Source organism: Mycobacterium sp. 852014-50255_SCH5639931, assembly GCF_001665605.1.
Taxonomy (GTDB): domain Bacteria; phylum Actinomycetota; class Actinomycetes; order Mycobacteriales; family Mycobacteriaceae; genus Mycobacterium; species Mycobacterium paraffinicum.
On the sequence record NZ_LZSV01000002.1, the window covers coordinates 60256 to 80053 of the forward strand.

Annotated in this window: 20 protein-coding genes and 1 pseudogene; 6 read left to right on the forward strand and 15 right to left on the reverse strand. The window is 66.5% G+C overall.

Translation table 11 applies throughout. The features are described 5' to 3' along the window. Positions 1 to 21: 21 nt before the first annotated feature. The gene (locus A5758_RS00710; protein WP_067735164.1) at positions 22 to 1689 is read left to right on the forward strand and encodes an FAD-binding dehydrogenase; all 1668 of its coding nucleotides are present in this window, start codon (positions 22 to 24) and stop codon (positions 1687 to 1689) included. A 94-nt stretch (positions 1690 to 1783) separates the two neighbouring features. Here A5758_RS00710 and A5758_RS00715 read toward each other — a convergent pair whose 3' ends face one another. Beyond that, positions 1784 to 2422 carry an MBL fold metallo-hydrolase gene (locus A5758_RS00715; RefSeq protein ID WP_067735167.1) on the reverse strand — a complete coding sequence of 213 codons (639 nt, stop codon included), beginning with the start codon at positions 2420 to 2422 and terminating at the stop codon, positions 1784 to 1786. Here A5758_RS00715 and A5758_RS00720 point away from each other — a divergent pair. The 3 genes from A5758_RS00720 to purQ all read left to right on the forward strand — a co-directional run bounded on the left by A5758_RS00720 (position 2399) and on the right by purQ (position 4105). After that, on the forward strand, positions 2399 to 3133 hold the full coding sequence (locus A5758_RS00720; RefSeq protein WP_067735170.1) for an ATPase: 735 nt from the start codon (positions 2399 to 2401) through the stop codon (positions 3131 to 3133). The genes A5758_RS00715 and A5758_RS00720 overlap by 24 nt on opposite strands. Before the next feature lie 61 nt (positions 3134 to 3194). Beyond that, positions 3195 to 3434, forward strand: a complete 240-nt coding sequence (gene purS / locus A5758_RS00725) for a phosphoribosylformylglycinamidine synthase subunit PurS (protein ID WP_066955000.1) — start codon at positions 3195 to 3197, stop codon at positions 3432 to 3434. Next, on the forward strand, positions 3431 to 4105 hold the full coding sequence (purQ, locus tag A5758_RS00730) for a phosphoribosylformylglycinamidine synthase subunit PurQ (protein ID WP_067203085.1): 675 nt from the start codon (positions 3431 to 3433) through the stop codon (positions 4103 to 4105). Before purS ends, purQ begins: the two co-directional genes overlap by 4 nt. Here the strand turns inward: purQ and A5758_RS00735 are convergent. The 4 genes from A5758_RS00735 to A5758_RS00750 all read right to left on the reverse strand — a co-directional run bounded on the left by A5758_RS00735 (position 4102) and on the right by A5758_RS00750 (position 7970). Continuing rightward, the gene (locus tag A5758_RS00735; RefSeq protein ID WP_197503666.1) at positions 4102 to 5481 is read right to left on the reverse strand and encodes a wax ester/triacylglycerol synthase family O-acyltransferase; all 1380 of its coding nucleotides are present in this window, start codon (positions 5479 to 5481) and stop codon (positions 4102 to 4104) included. The two genes, purQ and A5758_RS00735, sit on opposite strands and share 4 nt — an antisense overlap. Positions 5482 to 5554: 73 nt before the next feature. After that, a complete protein-coding gene (locus A5758_RS00740) occupies positions 5555 to 6370 on the reverse strand; it encodes a lysophospholipid acyltransferase family protein (protein WP_067735173.1) in 816 nt (271 codons plus the stop codon). A gap of 207 nt (positions 6371 to 6577) precedes the next feature. Further along, positions 6578 to 7054, reverse strand: coding sequence for a hypothetical protein (locus tag A5758_RS00745; protein WP_067735176.1), 477 nt, complete (start codon positions 7052 to 7054; stop codon positions 6578 to 6580). A 97-nt stretch (positions 7055 to 7151) separates the two neighbouring features. Continuing rightward, positions 7152 to 7970, reverse strand: coding sequence for a GntR family transcriptional regulator (locus tag A5758_RS00750; RefSeq protein ID WP_067735179.1), 819 nt, complete (start codon positions 7968 to 7970; stop codon positions 7152 to 7154). A gap of 131 nt (positions 7971 to 8101) precedes the next feature. Between A5758_RS00750 and A5758_RS00755 the strand changes: the two genes are divergently transcribed. Next, a complete protein-coding gene (locus tag A5758_RS00755) occupies positions 8102 to 8509 on the forward strand; it encodes a VOC family protein (RefSeq protein ID WP_067735182.1) in 408 nt (135 codons plus the stop codon). A gap of 4 nt (positions 8510 to 8513) precedes the next feature. Here the strand turns inward: A5758_RS00755 and A5758_RS00760 are convergent, their stop codons facing one another. The 7 genes and pseudogenes from A5758_RS00760 to A5758_RS00795 all read right to left on the reverse strand — a co-directional run bounded on the left by A5758_RS00760 (position 8514) and on the right by A5758_RS00795 (position 15238). Continuing rightward, complete coding sequence (locus tag A5758_RS00760; protein WP_067735185.1) at positions 8514 to 8969, reverse strand: cupin domain-containing protein; 456 nt, start codon at positions 8967 to 8969, stop codon at positions 8514 to 8516. 3 nt (positions 8970 to 8972) lie between these two features. Then, positions 8973 to 10424, reverse strand: a complete 1452-nt coding sequence (locus A5758_RS00765; RefSeq protein WP_067735188.1) for an NAD(P)/FAD-dependent oxidoreductase — start codon at positions 10422 to 10424, stop codon at positions 8973 to 8975. Positions 10425 to 10450: 26 nt separating this feature from the next. Continuing rightward, positions 10451 to 11131, reverse strand: a complete 681-nt coding sequence (locus A5758_RS00770; protein ID WP_067735190.1) for a haloacid dehalogenase type II — start codon at positions 11129 to 11131, stop codon at positions 10451 to 10453. A 2-nt stretch (positions 11132 to 11133) separates the two neighbouring features. Beyond that, positions 11134 to 11727 carry a TMEM175 family protein gene (locus A5758_RS00775; protein ID WP_231987193.1) on the reverse strand — a complete coding sequence of 198 codons (594 nt, stop codon included), beginning with the start codon at positions 11725 to 11727 and terminating at the stop codon, positions 11134 to 11136. Between the two features lie 62 nt (positions 11728 to 11789). Next, positions 11790 to 12836, reverse strand: a complete 1047-nt coding sequence (locus tag A5758_RS00780; RefSeq protein ID WP_067735193.1) for a zinc-binding alcohol dehydrogenase family protein — start codon at positions 12834 to 12836, stop codon at positions 11790 to 11792. A gap of 145 nt (positions 12837 to 12981) precedes the next feature. Next, positions 12982 to 14300, reverse strand: a pseudogene (locus A5758_RS26430) (TetR/AcrR family transcriptional regulator). Between the two features lie 65 nt (positions 14301 to 14365). Beyond that, positions 14366 to 15238, reverse strand: coding sequence for an alpha/beta fold hydrolase (locus tag A5758_RS00795; RefSeq protein WP_067735201.1), 873 nt, complete (start codon positions 15236 to 15238; stop codon positions 14366 to 14368). Positions 15239 to 15441: 203 nt separating this feature from the next. On the opposite strand from A5758_RS00795, the gene A5758_RS00800 reads away from it, so the two are divergent. Next, on the forward strand, positions 15442 to 17136 hold the full coding sequence (locus tag A5758_RS00800) for an MOSC and FAD-binding oxidoreductase domain-containing protein (RefSeq protein WP_067735204.1): 1695 nt from the start codon (positions 15442 to 15444) through the stop codon (positions 17134 to 17136). Between the two features lie 14 nt (positions 17137 to 17150). Here the strand turns inward: A5758_RS00800 and A5758_RS00805 are convergent, their stop codons facing one another. The 3 genes from A5758_RS00805 to A5758_RS00815 all read right to left on the reverse strand — a co-directional run bounded on the left by A5758_RS00805 (position 17151) and on the right by A5758_RS00815 (position 19759). After that, on the reverse strand, positions 17151 to 17891 hold the full coding sequence (locus A5758_RS00805) for an SDR family NAD(P)-dependent oxidoreductase (protein ID WP_067735206.1): 741 nt from the start codon (positions 17889 to 17891) through the stop codon (positions 17151 to 17153). A gap of 63 nt (positions 17892 to 17954) precedes the next feature. After that, the gene (locus A5758_RS00810; RefSeq protein WP_067203048.1) at positions 17955 to 18752 is read right to left on the reverse strand and encodes a family 1 encapsulin nanocompartment shell protein; all 798 of its coding nucleotides are present in this window, start codon (positions 18750 to 18752) and stop codon (positions 17955 to 17957) included. Beyond that, entirely contained in the window at positions 18749 to 19759 is a 1011-nt protein-coding gene (locus A5758_RS00815) for a Dyp-type peroxidase (RefSeq protein WP_067203046.1), read from the reverse strand. Before A5758_RS00815 ends, A5758_RS00810 begins: the two co-directional genes overlap by 4 nt. Between the last annotated feature and the right edge of the window lie 39 nt (positions 19760 to 19798).

Genomic DNA, 19798 nt, shown 5'->3' on the forward strand with positions numbered 1-19798 from the left:
CGGGCACTACCCTGGTCTGACATGAGCGATTCTTCGGCCGCGGGGTTCGGCGCCGATGCCATCATCGTGGGGGCGGGACTCGCAGGGTTGGTGGCCGCCTGCGAATTGGTGGACCGCGGCATGAGGGTGCTGATCGTCGACCAGGAGAGCAGTGCCAACCTGGGTGGGCAGGCGTTCTGGTCGTTCGGCGGCCTGTTCTTCGTCGACAGCCCCGAGCAGCGCCGTTTGGGGATCCGAGACAGTCACGAACTCGCCTTGCAGGACTGGCTCGGCACCGCGGCGTTTGATCGGCCGGAGGACTACTGGCCACGCCAATGGGCGCACGCCTACGTCGATTTCGCCGCGGGGGAGAAGCGCAGTTGGCTGCGTGATCGGGGACTCAAGCTCTTTCCGTTGGTGGGTTGGGCCGAACGTGGCGGGTACGACGCACAGGGCCACGGCAATTCGGTGCCCCGCTTCCACATCACGTGGGGCACGGGGCCCGCTTTGGTCGAGATCTTCGCCCGCCAGCTGCGGGACCGCTCGACGGTGCGCTTCGCGCACCGCCACCAGGTCGACGAGTTGATCGTCGAGGGCGGCGCGGTGACCGGCGTCCGGGGCACGGTGCTGGAGCCCTCGGCCGCGCCCAGGGGGGTGGCGTCGTCACGAACGGCCGTGGGGCAATTCGAGTTCCGCGCGCCCGCGGTGATCGTCACCAGCGGCGGCATCGGCGCCAACCACGATCTGGTGCGCAAGAACTGGCCGACGCGGATGGGCCGCATCCCCGAGCAGTTACTCAGCGGCGTGCCCGCGCACGTTGATGGCAGGATGATCGGCATCTCCCAGCGGGCCGGTGCGCGGGTGATCAACCCGGATCGGATGTGGCACTACACCGAGGGCATCACCAACTACGACCCGATCTGGCCGCTGCACGGCATCCGGATCATTCCGGGGCCGTCGTCGCTGTGGCTCGACGCGACCGGCAAGCGGTTGCCGGTGCCGCTGTACCCCGGTTTCGACACCCTCGGCACGCTGGAATACATCACCAAATCCGGGTACGACTACACCTGGTTTGTGTTGAACGCCAAAATCATCGAGAAGGAATTCGCACTGTCCGGGCAGGAGCAGAATCCCGATCTGACCGGGCAGAGCCTGCGCGAGCTGCTGCGTAACCGGGCGCGCTCCGGACCGCCGGGGCCGGTGCAGGCGTTCGTCGACCGGGGAGTGGACTTCGTCAGCGCAAACTCGTTGCGGGAGTTGGTTACCGGGATGAATAAGCTGCCCGACGTGGCGCCGCTGGACTACGCCACGGTGGAGGGCGAGGTGACCGCCCGCGACCGCGAGGTGGCCAACAAGTTCAGCAAGGACGGCCAGATCACCGCCATCCGCGCCGCCCGGGGCTATCTGGGCGACCGGCTGGGCCGGGTGGTGGCACCGCACCGCCTGACCGATCCGAAGGCGGGGCCGATGATCGCGGTGAAGCTGCACATCCTGACCCGGAAGACGTTGGGCGGCATCGAAACCGATTTGGCCACCCGCGTGCTGAAGGCGGACGGTACACCCCTGACCGGTCTGTACGCCGCCGGTGAGGTGGCCGGGTTCGGCGGGGGCGGCGTGCACGGCTACCGCGCCCTGGAGGGCACGTTCCTGGGTGGTTGCATCTTCTCCGGCCGGGCCGCCGGCCGCGGCGTGGCCGACGACATCGCCTAGCTCCGCCAGCGGTGTTCGCCGGGCCCTGCCCGGCCACCATACGCAAAATCGCATTGATCGAGCAGAAATCGTGCCATTTTTGCGTCTGCTCGCACTAGAAGGTGACCGCGTCCTCCTCGGGCAGCACCTGGAAATCGGTCGTGGTCATCTCGGTGAGCCGGCCGTAGTAGATGCCCCGGGCATCCGGGGCGATGATCCCTTGGTGGATGGGCACCGCGCGCGCCGGTGCCACCGCGCGCAGGTAGTCGACGGCCTCGGAGATCTTCATCCACGGGGCGGCCGCCGGTGTCGCCAATACGTCCACCGGCTCGTCGGGCACGAACAGTGCATCGCCGGGGTGCATCAGCCTGGCGCGATGATCGCCGTCGCCCACCAGGAATGAAATGTTCTCTATCACAGGGATTTCGGGGTGAATGACGGCGTGTTTGCCGCCGACCGCGCGAACCGTCAGCTCACCGATGCTCAGCTCGTCACCGACGTGCACGGCCTGGCACGGCGCGCCCAGCTGGGCGGTGGTTTGCGGATCGGCGAACAGCGCGGCGTCCGGGTTGCCCTCGAGCAGCGCCGGCAGGCGGCTGCCGTCGACGTGGTCGGGGTGCTGATGGGTGATCAGGATGGCCGATAACCCCGTTATGCCCTCAAAACCGTGTGCGAACGTTCCAGGATCGAAGAGCACGCGGGTGTGGTCGAATTCTGCAAGTAGACAGGAATGGCCGAAATGCGTCAGCTGCATGACTACGATTGTGCCCCGACGGGGGTGATGCCGATGCGGGTGATCCTGGCGACCATGGTGGTGGTCGGCGGCCTCGCGGTGGCTCTCATCATCGCCGTGCCCGCACCCGCCGAGCCGCAGGCCTGTCCGCCCGTGTGTGACCAGATCCCCGACTCCGCGTGGATCCAGCGCCGAGCGGTGCCGCTGGATCCGGTTTACAGCTGGCCCCCGCTGGCGGGCCTGGCAGCGCAGGTGACCGGGTCGACGCCCGGCCCTCGATTCCGGTTCGAGGAGGTGTGTGCCACACCGCCGGTGCCGCGTGATCCCCGCGACTCGGCGGTCGTGGCACGCGCCACGGTCGCCCACCCGGACGGGCAGTGGCAGTTGCAGGCACAGATCCTGCACTGGCGCGGCGATACGGCAAGCGGCGGCGCCATCGCCGGGTCGGTGTTCAGCAACGCCGTCGCCGCGCTGCGGTCCTGCCAGCAACGTGCGCCGTTGCAATCACCATCGATCACCAGCGACGAAACGAACCGGATGGCCGCGGTGATCAGTGGTCCGGTCGTCATGCATACCTACCTGCTCGCCCACCCGGCCAGCAGCACGATCAGCGAGCTCACGCTCTGGTCGTCGGGCCCGCCGCAGGTCTCGTGGCCGGCAATGGCCGACGACCCCGTGCTGAACGCCATGACCGCGCCCCTCTGCGAGGCCTACATTGCCTCGTGCCCGTAACGGCCGAGCTGCACCTCCGCCGGTAGAGTTGGCGCGAAGACAGATCTGAGGAGGAGCGCCGGTGGGCCGGGTAGTCGTTCATGTGATGCCCAAAGCGGAGATTCTCGACCCGCAGGGTCAGGCCATCGTCGGCGCGTTGGGCCGACTCGGTCATCCGGGGATCTCAGATGTCAGACAGGGCAAGAGATTCGAACTCGAGGTGGACGACACCGTCGACGATTCGGTGCTGGCCGACATAGCGGAAACGCTGTTGGCGAATACGGTGATCGAGGACTGGACGATCAGCCGGGAAACCAAGTGACGGCACGAATCGGCATCATCACCTTTCCCGGAACCCTGGACGACGTCGACGCCGCCCGGGCGGCGCGGCGTGTCGGGGCCGAGGCGGTCAGCCTGTGGCACGCCGACGCCGACCTCAAGGGCGTCGACGCCGTGGTGGTACCCGGCGGTTTCTCCTACGGTGACTACCTGCGGGCGGGGGCGATCGCCCGGTTCGCCCCGGTGATGGGTGAAGTGGTGGCCGCCGCGCACCGCGGCATGCCAGTGTTGGGCATTTGCAATGGATTTCAGGTGCTCTGCGAGGCCGGGCTGCTGCCCGGGGCGCTGACTCGCAACGTCGGTCTGCACTTCGTCTGCCGCGATGTGTGGTTGCGAGTGGCGTCGATCTCGACGGCCTGGACGTCGCGTTTCGAATGGGGCGCTGAGCTGCTGGTGCCGCTGAAGTCCGGCGAGGGCCGCTACGTGGCCCCCGACGATGTGCTCGACGAGCTGGAAGGGGAGGGCCGGGTCGTGTTCCGCTACCTCGACAACCCCAACGGCTCCCTGCACGACATCGCCGGAGTCAGCTCCGCCAACGGCCGTGTCGTCGGGCTGATGCCGCACCCCGAGCACGCCATCGAAGCGTTGACGGGCCCCTCCGACGACGGCTTGGGCCTGTTCTATTCGGCGCTGGACGCGGTGCTTTCGGTCTAGGCGGAAACCCCTGCGGCTGCACGCAATTCGGCGAATGCTGAGCTGATGGCGTCGGTCGCTTCGTGTGGGTCGTTGAACGTCCGGTCGTCGGTGAGCACCGCGACGCCGAGATGGTCGACATAGCTCCACACGGTGATATTGACCGGGGCGCCCGGCGACAAGACCCCGGTCGAGTAAATCTCGCTGACCGCCGCGCCGCCGAAGTGCCCGCGCTCACGCGGGCCCACCACGCTGGAGACAGCGACGTTCATCAGCTTGTTCGGCGCGTCGCGCCGCCCCAGCCACCGGAAAGCGGCCGGGGCAGCGGCGGTCGGGAGGTAGGCCATTAGTCGCCGGTAGAGCTGCGGGCCGAGGATCTCGTGGTCTTCCTTGGCAATTCGAGTTGCCAGTGCCACCAGCCGCGCCCGGTCGGCGGCATCGGCGACGTGTACCGGCAACGAGATCATGAGGCCGCTGATCTCATTGCCGGTGACGCGGTCCGACTTGTCGGTGGCCGTCGGTACGGATGCGATGATCGGCCGGTCGGCCGCGCCGTCATAGGCCAACAGCAGCGTGCGCAGGCCGCCGGCGGCCGTCGCAAGGATCAGGTCGTTGATGGTGATGCCCAGCGCCTTGGCCGTCGCCTTGGCGTCGGCCAGCGGCAGCGTCACACTGGCGAACCGCCGCTGAGGCGATACCACGTGGTTCAAGAAGGTCGGCGGTGCGTCGAAGGCATCGGCCAGGTCCGGGTGGTCACCGCGTTCTTTGGACCGGCGGCGCACCCGCGTCAGCCCTACGGCGGCGTCCCTGACCAGCCCCGGCAGCTCGGCGATCTGCCGGGCATGGTCGCGGGCTGCGGCGCGCAGCAGATCGGCGGTCGAAGCGGTGGCGCCCGCTTCGTCGTTGTCGCGTTCGTCGGTCGGCCCGTCCTCGAGATCCATGGCGCGGGACAGCAGATTGACCGACGCCACGCCGTCGGCCAGTGCGTGATGGATCTTGCCGACCAGGGCGAACCGCCCACCGGCCAGACCCTCGGCGAAGTGAAACTCCCACAGCGGCCGGCTGCGGTCCAGCGGCGTCGATGCGACCTGGCCGATCACCTGGTCGAGTTCTCGCCGGCCGCCCGGCGCGGGCACTTGCACCCGCCGCAGGTGGTAATCGAGGTCGACCTCGCAGTCCTCCTGCCACATCGGGTGATGAAGCTGCCAGGGGATGTCGACGAGCTTGTAGCGCAAGGGTTCCAGCAGGTGCAGCCGGCGACGAACGTGACGGCGGAACGCCTCGAAACCGAACTCGGATTCGGCGGGGTCGATGACCGCCACTTTCAACGTGTGCGTGTACAGGTTGGGCGTCTCGCTGTAGAGCAGCATGGCGTCCATGCCGTTGAGCCTTTTCACCCGCCACCTCGCCGTGGAATCAGCTTGTGCTGTAACGACTTTCGCATGGCGTCTCGCCCTCAGTCATCGGAGGTCAACCGAGGATGGGGAGCCGGCGCTGACCGGCGAGTCGCTTGAGCGCCGATTCCATGACCGCGCGCACGTGCGCGTCGACCTCGTCGATGTCGGGGTCGTCGCCGAACTGGGCGGTGACGTCGATCGGTTCGAGCACCTCGGTGACGATCTTTGCGGGTAGCGGCAGGTTCGGCGGGAAGATCACGCTCAGCCCGAACGGGAACCCGAAGCTCACCGGCAAGATGTCCATACGCGCCTTCGTCAGCCCCAATTTGCGCGCCAGCCAGTTGCCGCGGGTCAAGAAGAGTTGGGTCTCCTGGCCCCCTATCGAGACGATGGGCACGATCGGCACCCCGGCCTCGATGGCGGTCCGCACGTAGCCGGTGCGCCCGTTGAAGTCAATGGAGTTGGCGCTGAAGGTAGGCCGGTAGGAGTCGTAGTCACCGCCCGGAAACACCAACACCACCGCGCCCGAATGCAGCGCCGCGGCAGCGTTTTCGCGGCTCGCCTCGATAACCCCAAGGCGGCGCAGCCAGCCGTCCAGGGGGCCTATGAACAGGCCGTAGTGGCCCAGGGTGTAGACGGGCCGGTCGTAACCGAACTTCTGGTAGAACGCCGGGGAGAAGATCAACACGTCCGGGGTGAGCATGCCCCCCGAGTGGTTGGACACCACCAACGCTCCGCCGGACGGCGGGACGTTGTCGAGATTGCGCACCTCGGCCCGATACCACCGCTTGATGACCGGCCCCAGGGCGTTGCAGACCTGCTCGGTGAAGGCCGGATCCCACTTGGCGGTCTCGTGGTTTTCGGCCGCCTCAACACCGCTGCCTGTCATGGCTCCCCGCTGACGTGTTCTTGCTGTTTGCTATTGATTGCCGGTGTGACGCAGATCTCAAACCTGAGTCCCGGACCGGCATAGCCTACTCTCCGGATAGGAGAATGGCATATTCGTTTGCTGACGGCGCCGGACGGTGTATGAGAAAGCCCTCGTCGCCCTCACCCGGTGACCACGGGTGGTACGCGTGGCACCCGCGCGCGAGAATCAGCCGGCGTCGCGCAGCAATGGATGCGCCGTGGGCAGTTCGACGGCGGGGCTCAAGTCGGCGAAGAGGTCGGTCGCGTCCGCGATCGTGCGGTCGACGAAGGCGGCGAAGTCCTCGAAGGAAACGTTCTGCCGGATCCAGTGCGACCTGCGCGCCACCACACCGATTCGCTGTGGATCGGACGAGCCGTGCACGATCACGGTGACTTCGCGTTCCTGGCGGTTCCAGGTGTCAGAGAAGTGCACCAACCAGGGGCGCTCGGCGGCGGGGAAGAAGCACCCCGGAGTCACGCGAATGATCAGCACGTCGCCATGCTCGGGCGAGATCTCGAGGTGGACGTGCAGGCGCCTCGCGACGGACGCGCGGGCGCTGGTGACGAAGAAATATTCACCGTCGTGGTGGCCACGGAAATAGCGTCGCCCGCGGGTGCGCAGGTAACGTTCGACCAAGTTTGCGCACGTGGGCTCGTTCGTCATGAAAACATGCTGCGGCCAGTGGCTTTGTGGATGCTGGGAGACAAGCCATGAGCCGCCGAAGAATCTGTTGAGAATTGGCTGAGTCAAGTCGGTCGTTTCAGCGCCGCTCGACAATCCCCGCACCGGGCGCCGGCATGGTCCGGGGCAGCGTTACCGAGAACCGGTACCGCTCGGGACGATAGTGGAACTCCACGACCTCCAGGGGCTTGTCGTCATTGCCGTAGCTGATGCGTTCGAGCACAAGCACGGGGGAACCCAACGGCAGATTCAACGCGCCGGCCACCTCGACGGAGGCCCCCGCCGCGTGGATCTCATAGCCGGCCCGGGCGACGGGGATGCCCAGTCGCCGCTCCCACATCGTGTAGGTGCTTTCCATCGCCCGTGTGGGTTGCGTGTCCGACACGCTCGACAGCAGCGGTTCGACGGCCTTGCCCAGCCCCGGCGGCAGATAGGCGATCATCAGCGCCAGCGGTACGTCCCCGTCGCGAAAGCGCCGGTGGATGCAAAGGACTTTGGGCAAGCCGAGCGTTTCGGCTATTCGTTGCGGGGGCTCATCGATGCGATGGGACAGCACGTCGACGTGTGGAGTGATCCCGGAGCTCGCCAAGACCTCGGTGATCGTCCGCACGCCGGAGCCCAATTCTTGTCTTACCGGGTTGGTCACGAAGGTGCCCAGACCCTGGCGCCGCACCAGCCAGCCCTGGCGCTCGAGCAGTCCGACTGCCGCTCGCACGGTCACCCGGCTCAGACCGGATCGATCGATGAGCTCCCGCTCGCTGGGCAGGCGTCCGCCACGGGGCACGCGCTGCTTGATGATCGCGGCCTTGAGCGCTTCGGCGAGCTGGGTGCTCGCGGGCACGCTGCCGCGCCTGACTCGCAGATCGGCGGACCCGAGGTCGAGCGACCGGGTGGTCATAAGACGTATTAAAACGTCTGGTGAGCAGGGCGTAAAGGCCGGCGGCCGTTCCTCGTCGTCCACGCCGGCACCCGCCGTCGGATTACTCTGGCGCCGAGCGAGTTTGGGCTGGGCACCACAGGAGGTTGGCCGTGGGATTCGCGGTGGAGCGGATTGATCATGTCGTGCTGAACTGCAAAGACGTCGAGGCCACCGCCGCGTGGTACGAGCGGGTTCTGGGCATGCGGCGAGAAACGTTTGGTCCCTCGAGCCGGATCGCCCTGCGCTTCGGCGAGCAGAAACTCAACCTGCGGCCGGTCGGGGCGCTGGCCGGTGATCCCGAGTGGGCCACCGCTTCGGTCGAAGCGGCCGGTTCCGAGGACTTGTGCTTCATCACGCTGAGCAGCCCGGATGAGGTCCGCGCCCACCTCGTCGACTGCGGAGTTCGGATCATCGCGGGACCGGTCACTAGAACCGGAGCCCTCGGCCCGATGACCTCGCACTACTGCCGCGACGTCGACGGGAATCTGGTCGAAATCGCCGTCTACTCAACGATATAGCGGTCTAGAGCGGGTACAACGCCGGTAGGTTCACCACGACCGCCTCTTGTGTGCTGCGTGCGATGACGACCTCCGCCGTTGTGTTGGGATCGGGGTTTTCCTCTCGGTGCGGCAGGTGAGGCGGGATGAAGACGTAGTCCCCGGGCGAAGTCGAGATGCGCACCTCTTGGGCGCCGTCGTGAAAGACGAATTCCGGGCGGCCGCTGCGCACGTAGATGGCGGTCTCCGAATCGCCGTGATGGTGATTGGACGAGGCGGTCGACGGCATTGCGTGTGTCTCGCCCATCCAGAGCTTCTCAGCTCCGACCGACGCGCCGCTGAGCGCGGCGAAGCGACGGAGTCCCTCCGATTGCGCGGTGTCGGAACTGAGGTCCGATGCCCTGATGTGGTGCACTCGATTATGGGTGACTTCGGGTGTTGTCTCGTCGAAATCCGGGTGGAATCCGTCTGTGGTGGCCATGCGTCAATTATGGTCCGATGCATCCCGATACGCCTCGAGGAGCCGCAGCCACAGCTCGCTGACCGTGGGGAAGCAGGGCACGGCGTGCCACAACCGGTCGATGGGCACCTGACCGGCGACAGCGATGGTGGCGGAGTGCAGCATTTCGGTGACCCCGGGCCCAACCATCGTGACCCCGAGCAAGTGCCCGCGATCGAGGTCCACCACCATCCGCGCCCGACCGGTGTACCCGTCGGCGTAAAGCTTGGCGCCCATCACCACTTCGCCGATTTGCACGTCGACCGTCCGTACCCGGTGCCCGGCCCGCTCGGCCTGCCGGGCCGTCAGGCCGACCGCGGCGGCTTCGGGGTTGGTGAAGAAGGCCTGCGGCACCGCGTAATGGTCGGCGGTGGTGGCATGCCGGCCCCACGGTGCGGTGTCCAATGGGGTACCCGCCGCGCGCGCCCCGATCGCCGCTCCGGCAACGCGGCCCTGGTACTTGCCTTGATGGGTCAGCAACGCCCGATGATTGACGTCGCCCGCCGCGTAGAGCCAACCGTCCCGAATGGCCCGCACCCGGCAGGTGTCGTCGACGTCGAGCCAGCTGCCAGGTGTCAGACCGACGGTCTGCAGGCCGATGTCGTCGGTGAGTGGTGCCCGGCCCGTTGCGAAAAGTACCTCGCTGACCTGTAATTCGGAGCCGTCGTCCAATTCGAGGGTCACGGGTCCGCCGTCGGGCCGGTGCAGCGCGCGGACCGATACGCCGATACGCACGTCCACGCCCGCATCGGTGAGGCCGCGGCCGACGAGCTCGCCAACAAAGGATTCCATCTTCGGCAGCAGTTCCGAACCTCGCGCGAGGAGGGTCACCTGGGATCCCAATCCTTGCCACGCGGTTGCCATTTCGACGCCCACGCCGCCGGCGCCCACCACCGCGAGCCGCTCGGGGACGTTGCTGCTGTCGGTGGCTTGGCGGTTGGTCCACGGCCGGGCTTCGTCGATTCCGGGCAAGTCGGGGAGGACGGGCCGGCTTCCGGTGCAGATCACGACCGCGTGCCGTGCGGTCAACACGGCCGTCGCACCATCGCGAGCGGTGACGCCGACTCGTCGGGCGCCGTCCAACCGGCCATGGCCGCGCACCAGGGTTGCGCCGATCTGATTCACCCAGTCGGCCTGACCACTATCGTCCCAGTCGCTGACGTAACGGTTGCGGCGTCCGAAAACTCCGGCGGCATTGATGGGGCCGCTGACCGCCTCGCGCGCGCCGTCGACTTGGCAGGCTTCCGAGACGGCAATTACCGGGCGGAGCAAGGCCTTACTTGGCACGCAGGCCCAATAAGAACACTCACCGCCGACGAGTTCACGCTCGACCAGCGCGACGCTCAGGCCCGCCGCCCGGGCACGCTCCGCGGCGTTCTGGCCGATCGGCCCGGCGCCGAGAACGATGACGTCGTAGACCGTTGTGTTTGCTGCCATTGCCGGCGGTCCTCCCCGTGCGTCTCTTAGTTGTCGATGAGTTTCTCGGCAAGCTCCCGCAAGTCACCCACCATGAGGTTCGGCTGGGGTAGCCCGTCGACCGGCAGCGGCGGATTGCCGGGCCGGGTAATGAGCGCAGCGCTGAAGCCGACCTTCTGGGCGCCCAGGGTGTCCCACACGTGCGCGGCCACCATCATGCAGTCGGCCGGGGCCACCCCGAGCGTCTCGCACGCGTATCGGTACACGGTGGGCGCCGGCTTGAAGGCGCGGCAGGCGTCAACGCTCAGTTGTAGTTCGAAGAATTCGCCCAGCCCGGAACTCTGCAGCGCCGTCGGCCCATCCGGGTTGGGCGGTGAATTCGTCAGGGTCACAAGGCGAAACCCGTTGTCCCGCAGCCGCGCTAGCCCTTCCGCGGCATCCGGGTGCGCCGGCATGGTGAGCAGGCCGGTCTTCAGGCGGTGCAGGTCATCGTTGGAGACGCCGACGCGGTGCACGTCGCCGACCATGCGCAGCACGCCTTGGGCGAGCGTGGAGAAGTCGACGTAGCTGTCCGCCAATGTTGCGGACATCGAGTACACGATCAGCTGGGCGAACCACTCGCGAAGCACCCGCTTTTCACCGAACACATCGGTGAACAGCGGTGCGAGAGAGTCGATATCGAGCAGCGTCTCGTTGACGTCGAAAACCAGGACGGACGGTGTGGGCATGGTCAGGCCTCGATCTTCCGCAATGTGGGCACGTCCGGCCGTAAGTACCCGATCAAGCACAGGCAAATCAAAGCCATCCCGAGCAACGGCAACCAAAGTGCGACCACCCCCGCCGTTGTGAAGATGCCCATCGTGATGAATGACCGCATCCGCAACAACCGGCGCATCCGGTCCGTGAGGTCTTCGTGGGCCGGCCGGTCGACCACTTCCCGGCACAGCGCGAGATAGGTGACGTTGACGAGGACGAACACGAACGCGTACAAGGCCACGGGCTCAGCGGCCAGTCTGCTGTCGGCGATCCACTCGGTGGTGATCGGTATGAGCGACACCGAAAACAAGTGCGCGAAATTCGACCACACCAGCCGCGGCGTCGCTAGCTCCGCGTAGCTGAACAAGTGATGATGGTTGACCCACACGATCGCGATGAACAGGTAGCTGACTACATAGCTCAGGCCGGTGGGCCACAGCGGCAGCAGGCCACTGAAGCTGTGCGCGGTCGGCAGTTTGAGCTCCAGCACCAGGATCGTGATGATGACGGCGAACACACCGTCCGAAAATGCTTCCACCCGGCCCGGGCTGGTTTTCCTCGCGACCACGACGCCTCCTCAGACCGGAAGGGGCGAGAGTCCGATAGGCCCCGGTGCTGAAACGGCGTAGCTCACCGCATCACCACGACCATCTTGCCGCCCGCTTCCCCCGCTTCCATCACCCGGTGCGCCTCACGTATCTCCTCGAAGGAGAAGACGCGAGATGGCTTGGCCTCCAGAGCGCCCTCGGCGACCTGCTGCGCGATGTCTTGCAGAGGGACGTCCGACAGCGGGAATCCCGGAGTTCCAAAGACGAAGCTGCCGAAGAAGTTCCAGTTGACGCCGCTTGCCATGCGCAGCAGTGGATTGAAATCCCCGATCGGGTCGAGTCCGCCCAGCCAGCCCGCCAAGCAGGCCGTTCCGCCGCGGCGCAGCATGTCGAGGGAGTCCAGGATGGTGCTGTTGCCGACCAGGTCCAGAACCGCGTCTACCCGCTTGGCCTCGGGGAGGCGGTCGGACAGGTCGCCCCGTTCCAATTCGACGCGCGACGCGCCCAGCTCCTCCAGCATGGGAAACCGGCCGCGATTCCGCGCGGTGGAGATGACGCGCGCACCGGCGGCGACGGCCATCTTCAGTGCGGCCTGGCCCAACGACGATGTCGCGCCGCGCAACACCAGCGTCTGGCCGGCTTTCAGGTTGAGGTTGCGGAAGAGGCATGTCCAAGCGACCGCGTAGGTTTCGGGCAGCGCGGCCAAATCCGACCATGGCAGCTCGGATTCGATGAGGGCGACGTTCGCCGCGCGTACGCGGGTGTACTGCGCGTAGCTGCCGTTGATGGTTCGGCCCAGACCACCCATCAGCGCCGCCACCTTGGCGCCCACGGCAAATTCGCCGCCCGGGCATGTGTCGACGACACCGACGCATTCGATTCCGCTGACTTCCGCGGCTTCGGCCCATTCCCCGCGCCGCATGTGCATCTCGGCGTGATTGATGCCGAATGCCTTGACTTCGATCACCACTTCGCCGTCCTTGGGCAGCGGCTTCGGAATGTCGGCGTAGACCAGCCTGTCCGGGGCGCCGAACCCGTCAAGGATGATCGCGCGCATCGTTTCCCCGCCGGGCTGCTCGCGCACCATCGCGGGGGCGGTCGGCAGCTGGGGTGCATCGGTGGTGGACACGTGCCGCTCCTCCCAAATTCCCGGCCGCCCCAACGAATCCGGAGGTGCGAAACCGCGGTTAGGGCTCCCGCACATAATGGGCCAGCTGACCCAATTATTATGGGCTATGCATCCCATTCTGTCCAGGGGGTTGTCTCGATTCGGCTCAGCGCTTGCGCGAGGGTGTCGCGAACGAGCGGACGTAGTCGACGGCGGCGTTGACGGCGGTCCGCAGCGGTTCCGGATCCCCGGTGGCATACGTCAACAGCGCACCGCCCTGATGCGCGACGACCAGCGACACCGCCAGGTGGCGGGGGTCCGCGCCGGCGCGCAGGTCGCCGCGTCGGCGCATCGCCGTCAGGCCGGCCTGAAACAGGTCGATCCACTGGTCATAGCCGGCGGAGAGGTCGTCGTGTATCTGGTCGTCGGCGTCGATCAGCTCACCCGCCAACGAGCCGTAGACGCAACCGCCGACGCGGTACACGGCGTCTATGTCGGCGACGCAGGCGTCGGCCCAAGCCTGCAGGGCGTCGACGCTGTCCAGGGCGCCCAGCGGTGGCTGGGTGTGAAATGCCCGCACGTCTCCGCGGCGGGTGGCAACGACCTGGCGGGTCAGATCGCGTTTGTCCCGGAAATAGTGCGCGATCTGAGAGCCGCCCACCCCCGCCGCGCGCCGTACCTGCTCGATGCTGGTGTTGGCGACGCCCCGCTCGAACATCAGACGGGCGGCTACGTCAACGATGCGCGCGCGAGTCGCCAGTCCCTTGCTGGTGAATCGCGCCGGGCTGTCGTCGCTCACGTGACGGTCCTTCGGCGGCCCCGTGGACGCCGCGCAGGCCGGGCAACCCGCTCGCCGGGGTCGGTGGCGAAGCTGCGTAAGTAATTGATCGCGAAGCGAACCGCATCCGCGTGCGGCCACGCCGCCCGGTAGGTGAAGGCCAAGGTACCTCCGCCCTGATGGGCGGCGACGATGACCATCGCCAATCGTCGAGCGTCGGCGTCGGCGACCAAGGCGCCACCGTCCTTCATCCGCTGGATCGCTGCCTGGAGCAACTCGACCCACTGCCAATAGCCGGCCGCCAGCGTTTCGCGCGTCGCGTCGTCGGACTTCGCCAGTTGGGCGGCAAGCGCGTGGTAGGTGGGTGTGCCGAAATATCCGATGCGCCTGAGGTATTGCATGTTGAGGTCGATCCACCGCTCGAAGTCTTCGAAGGAATCCAGGCACCCCAGCTTGGGCTGCCGGTGGAAGTCGAGCACCACCCCGATCTGACGCCTGAGGACCGCGCGAATCAGTGCGCTCTTGTCGGCGAAATAGTGGGCGAGCTGCGAACCGCTGACCGATGCCGCCTTGCGGACGTTTTCCATGTTCGCCGCGGACAGGCCCTCGGTGACGATCAGCTGGGCGGCCGCTTCCACGATGCGGTCACGGGTGGCGCGCCCCTTGGCGGTCAACCGTTGTTCGTCTTGAACATCGGAATGGGCCATCGCGTCAGGCTAACCCGCGAGGCTCGGGAACTATGGGATATCCAACCCATTGATCCCGGAACCGGTCAGGCGGTCATGTCAACCTTGGTTAGGAAGCCGCGGATCAGCGTGGCGACGTCGTCCAGTGCGGACTCCAGCAGGAAGTGGCCGCCCTCGAGCAGGCGGATCTCGGCATCCGGCAGGTCGTCGGCGAACGCCTCGGCGCCGGCCGGACCGAAGATCTCGTCGCCGCGACCCCACACCGCCAGCAGCGGCACCTGGCTGGCGCGAAAGTATTCGTGCAGGCGTGGATAGAGCGGCGCATTAGTGGCATAGTCTCGCAACAGTTTCAGCTGCACCAGGTCGTTGCCCGGCCGCGATATGAGCGCGTAGTCGTGATGCCACGATTCCGGGTCGACGAGGGTCTCGTCGGGAACGCCGGTGACGTACTGCCATCGCGTGGCGTCCAGCGTAAGGAACTGCCGTACCGCGGCCTCCGTCTCATGCGTTTGTTCGCGTTGGTAGGCCCGGACGATCTTCCAGAAGCTGTCGACGAATCCCGCGTCGTAGCCGTTGCCGTTCTGGGTGATGATCGCGGTGATCGCCGACGGGTCGCGCAGCGCCAGCCGCCAACCGATCGGTGCGCCGTAATCCTGGACGTATATGGCATGTCTGTTGATGCCGAGCGCGCTCAGCAACCCGGCAGTGAGGTCGGTCAGCGCGTCGAAGGTGTAGTCGAACTGCTGCACGGACGGCGCGTCGGATAGCCCGAAGCCCAGGTGATCCGGCGCGATGACGTGGAAATCGTCGGCGAGTGCCGGAAGCAGATGCCGGAACATGTAGGAGCTGGTCGGAAACCCGTGCAACAGCACCAGCGCGGGAGCGTTCGGGTCGCCCGCTTCGCGGAAGAAGAGCCGGTGGCCGTCGACGGTGGCGTATCGATGATGCACAGCCGCCATGACATGTCCTCCTCAGTTTCGCCCCTCGAACACCACGCGCTGGGCGGACGGGCACGGAATCCACCGGAGCGGCATTTTGGGTTGTACGACCCAGTATGCACCAGAGCGGGCACGGCGCAACAGTCCCGCCTCCTGTTGCCCTCCGGCGCGGAGCGGCATATTCTGGGCCGGCCGTCCCACTGGCGAAGCCCGGAGGTGACATCGTGGGCAAGCTGATTTCGGTGAACGTCGGCATGCCCAAGAACGTTCAGTGGCATGACAAGACCGTCTACACCGGGATCTGGAAAACACCGGTCGAGGGGCCGGTCATGGTGCGCCGCCTGAACATCGACGGCGACGCCCAGGGCGATCTCGGCGGCCATGGCGGTGAGCAGCGCGCCGTAATGGTCTACCAGACCGAGTCATACGACTTCTGGAAGAGCTACCTGGGTCGCGACGACCTCGCGCCCGGCCACTTCGGGGAGAACTTCACGATCACCGGGCTGCCCGACAACGATGTGTGCATCGGTGACCGCTACCGGATCGGTGGGGCCGAGTTCGAGGTGACCCAGCCCCGGGTCACCTGCTTCCGCGTTGGTCTGCGCCTGAACGAACCCAGAATGCCGAACTTGCTTGTCGCCCAACGGCGCCCGGGCTTCTATTTCCGGGTGATCACCGAGGGAGAGGTCCGCGCCGGTGATGACATCGTGCGTACCCACCGTGGTAGACACGAGCTCAGCGTCGCCGACGTCGATGCGCTCCTTTATCTGCCGAACCGCGACCTCGACCGACTTCACAAGGTCGTCGACATCCCCCCGCTCAGCCCGGGCTGGCGGCAGTCGTTCCGCGACATGCTGGCAGCGCAGCAGGAATCCACAGCCCAAGCGCAGCCGGCGTGGGAGGGCTTTCGTCCCTTGCGTGTCAGCGAAATACGCCGGGAAAGCTCACAGGTGATGTCCCTTTGGCTGGAGGCCGACGACCATGCGAGTCTCCCACCGCCGCTCCCCGGGCAATACCTGACGGTGCGAATCCCCGGCGCGGGCGCACCAGTGCCGCTGCGCAGTTACTCCCTTTCGGGCGACCCCGGCGCCGGGTACTACCGCATCAGCGTCAAACGTGAAGAGCAAGGTCTGGTGAGCCGATGGTTGCACGAGCACGTCGAAGCGGGCTCGGTCGTCGAGGCCGCCGCCCCACGAGGCGAATTTCACCTCACCGAGGGTGACGGCCCAGTGTTGCTGCTTTCGGCGGGAATCGGCATCACCCCGGTCTTGGCGATGTTGCATGCGCTCGCGGCGGTCCGCAGCCCCCGCGAGATCTGGTGGCTGCACACCGCCCGCAGTCCTCAAACACAAGCGTTCGCAGCCGAAGTCGCCAGCTTGATCGAGTCGTTGCCGCGCGCGCGGCAGTCGGTGTTCTATACGCACACACAGGGGCGGTTGGGCCGGTCGGCGCTCGCGGCGCTGGGTATCCCAGCTAACGCCACTGCGTACCTCTGCGGCCCAAACCAATTCATGAGCGACATGCGCGACGCACTCACCGCGGAGGGCCTGGCCTCCGAGCGGATCCACAGCGAGCTATTCGGCGCCCTGCCGTCGATCAATCCGGGCATCGTCGATGGCGCCCCTCGTACGCCACCGCACCCGCCGGCGGGACTTGCGGGAACGGGCCCGTCGATCACCTTCGCGCGCAGCGGCCTAACGGTTAACTGGTCATCCCGATTCGGAAGCATCCTCGAGCTGGCCGAAGCTTGCGACGTGGCCACCCGGTTCTCCTGCCGGAGCGGCGTGTGTCATGTGTGCGTCACCGGCGTTGTCGCCGGCAGGGCCAGTTACGTGCAGCCGCCGCTGGAGCCCCCCGAGCAGGGGACCGTACTCATCTGCTCGGCGGCCCCGGAGAGCGAGCTGGTGCTCGACCTGTAACGAAAACCGTTGCGTCAGGCGGTGATCGCGCGTTGACCGCCGCTCACGGGCACCACAGCGCCGTTGACATAACTGGCGTCGGGAGAGGTGAGGAAGATGACCGCGCTGGCGATTTCACTCGGCTCGGCGGGCCGGCCGATCGCGGTGTTGGCCGCCACCGCGTCCAACACGCCCGGTAGGACCGCCACACCGGGAGTGTCGGTTGGCCCCGGCGCGATCGCGTTCACCCGCACCCCCGACCGGCCGAACTCGTCCGCCCAGACGCGCGTTAGCAGCTCCAGGCCGGCTTTGGTGGCGCCATAGATGCCCGCGCCGCTCGCCGGCACCGACGCCGCGACGGTGCTCACGTTGACCACCGCGCCACCGCCGCGCTCAATCATTCCCGGCACCAACTGCTGGACCAAAATGTAAGGGGCGCGCAGGTTGACATCCACGTGCTGTTCGAACGTCGCATCGTCGGTGTCCACGGTGGCGCCGAATTGGTAGACGCCGGCATTATTGACCAATATGTCCACCGGCCCCGCCTCATCGGCCAACCGGCGGACGTCTTCGCCGTCATTGAGGTCCGCCGCGACGAAACGCGCCCTACCGCCGGCATTTTCAATCTCGCGCACGGTCTTCGCGCCGCGTTCGGCGTCGCGGCCGTGTACCACAACCTCGACCCCGCGTTCCGCGAGTTGTAGCGCGATTTCCTTGCCGATACCGGACGTGGCCCCGGTCACCAGCGCAGTGGAGCCGGCCATCGGTGCTGCCATCGGATCCTCCTGGTGAGAAGTTCACTTGCCTCACCGACAGCAGCCGCTCCCCGGCTTTTATTCCTAGGAGCCCAGCGGGACCGCCGCCTCGGCGGTGTAGCACAGGAATGTCAGCGTCTCCTGCAGATACAGCTGCACGGTGTCCGCATCATGGCTCGTGTAGCCGATCGACACGTCGGTCCCGAGCTGCAGATCGAAGTCACCGCCGCGGGTGGTCAGCACGAAAGCACCGTCGATGGCCGGCGCCCAGATGATGTCTCCCGGAACCAGCCGGTCGATGTGCTCGAGGATCGGATATCCGTGTTCGGTGGTCTCGCTGACCTTCGTATAGACGTCGGCGGACAACAACACCGAGTAGGGGCCGTCGACCCCGGCCAGCCGCAATTCGGAGATCGCCTGCGTGATGACATCCGGAATTTCGCGAGGATCGGCCGGCAAGGTCAGCGGCTTGTTCGAGCTGGCGGAGCGGATGCCCTCGATCGATGCGGCGGCGTAGCCCTCGAAGATTGCCCGGTCTTCCACGAACGCCAACTTCTTGGCGGCCTCCTTGACCGGGTCCCAGTCGGAGTCCTGCGCACCACGCTCGACATTGTCGATCTCGTAACGTGAGAGGGTGAACGGAACCCTCAGCCGGACAAGGGGTTTGCTCGCCCGCAGGTGAGCCTCCACGCCGTCGGACGGTGCCGCCACGTCGATCAAGCGGCCGGTGCTGACCGCCGCGGTGACCGGACCACCGGGTCCGCTGACGTCGACGACCCGGCGCCCGGCGACATGGCGTTTGAATGTCCGGGTCGCCTCCGTTTCGATTTCGTCCCAAGCGGCTTCGGTGACCGGTGCCAGGTCGCGGTAGAGGTTGTTCATGAAGGGGTTCCTTTCAGGCTTCCGATCGAAAGTGAGCCGTCTTGTGCAACAGACGTTTCCGCCACCGGCGCTGCGGGCAGTGGCGGTGGATCATCGAGAAAGTCCACAGTGGGGGAGAAGAACAAGCCACCGGTGACCGCCGTGGAGAACTCGAGGATGTGGTCGGTGTTTCCGGGTGGATCCCCGAGAAACATGTTGCGCAGCATCTGTTCGGTGACCCGCGGCGCGCGGGAATAGCCGATGAAGTAGGTGCCGTACTCGCCCTTGCCGAGTTCGCCGAACGGCATGTTGTGCCGCACGATCTTCAGCTCGGTGCCGTCGTCGTCAGTGATGACGTTGAGAGCGATGTGGGCGTTGGCCGGCTTTTGGTCGTCGTCGAGTTCGAGGTTCTCCAGTTTGGTCCGGCCGATCACCAACTCCTGCTCGCTGACCGACAGCGCGTTCCACGATGACATTTCGTGCAGATACTTCTGCACGTGTACGTAGCACGAGCCCTCGAATTCGGGATCCTCGGCGCCGATGGCGGTGGCGCTGACGGCCAACGGGCCATCGGGGTTTTCGGTGCCGTCGACGAAGCCCAACAGGTCGCGGTTGTCGAAGTAGCGGAATCCGTGTACCTCGTCGACGACGGTGACGGCACCGGCCATTGACCTCAGGATGCGGTCGGCCAATTCGAAACACACGTCCAAGCTCTCGGCCCGGATGTGGAACAGCAGATCCCCGGGCGTGGCCGGGGCGGTGTGCCGCGGGCCTTCCAGTTCGACGAACGGGTGCAACTCGGCGGGACGCGGACCAGAGAACAAGCGATCCCAGGCTCGCGAGCCGATGGAGGCGATGGCGGACAACCGTTTCGGCGGCTCGCGGAAGCCGATCGCGCGCACCAGGCCGGAAATCTCGGGCAGCGCGTCGTGCACCGTCGCTTCTCCGCCGTCGTCGATGGTCACTACCAGGAAGACAGCCGCAGGCGTCAATGGCTCGAGGATCGGCTGTGGCTGGACGGGAGGCACTCTGCTGACCCTAGCGTGGCGACGGCGAGCGCAGGAAGT

Bases quoted from the DNA above. Each gene is read 5' to 3' on its own strand.
- A5758_RS00760 (WP_067735185.1), bottom strand. From the start codon at position 8,969: ATGGCCACCACAGACGGATTCCACCCGGATTTCGACGAGACAACACCC.
- A5758_RS00745 (WP_067735176.1), bottom strand. From the start codon at position 7,054: ATGACGAACGAGCCCACGTGCGCAAACTTGGTCGAACGTTACCTGCGC.
- A5758_RS00715 (WP_067735167.1), bottom strand. From the start codon at position 2,422: ATGCAGCTGACGCATTTCGGCCATTCCTGTCTACTTGCAGAATTCGAC.
- A5758_RS00795 (WP_067735201.1), bottom strand. From the start codon at position 15,238: ATGGCGGCTGTGCATCATCGATACGCCACCGTCGACGGCCACCGGCTC.
- A5758_RS00710 (WP_067735164.1), top strand. From the start codon at position 22: ATGAGCGATTCTTCGGCCGCGGGGTTCGGCGCCGATGCCATCATCGTG.
- A5758_RS00750 (WP_067735179.1), bottom strand. From the start codon at position 7,970: ATGACCACCCGGTCGCTCGACCTCGGGTCCGCCGATCTGCGAGTCAGG.
- A5758_RS00810 (WP_067203048.1), bottom strand. From the start codon at position 18,752: ATGAACAACCTCTACCGCGACCTGGCACCGGTCACCGAAGCCGCTTGG.
- A5758_RS00765 (WP_067735188.1), bottom strand. From the start codon at position 10,424: ATGGCAGCAAACACAACGGTCTACGACGTCATCGTTCTCGGCGCCGGG.
- A5758_RS00805 (WP_067735206.1), bottom strand. From the start codon at position 17,891: ATGGCAGCACCGATGGCCGGCTCCACTGCGCTGGTGACCGGGGCCACG.
- A5758_RS00740 (WP_067735173.1), bottom strand. From the start codon at position 6,370: ATGACAGGCAGCGGTGTTGAGGCGGCCGAAAACCACGAGACCGCCAAG.
- A5758_RS00720 (WP_067735170.1), top strand. From the start codon at position 2,399: ATGGCCGAAATGCGTCAGCTGCATGACTACGATTGTGCCCCGACGGGG.
- A5758_RS00770 (WP_067735190.1), bottom strand. From the start codon at position 11,131: ATGCCCACACCGTCCGTCCTGGTTTTCGACGTCAACGAGACGCTGCTC.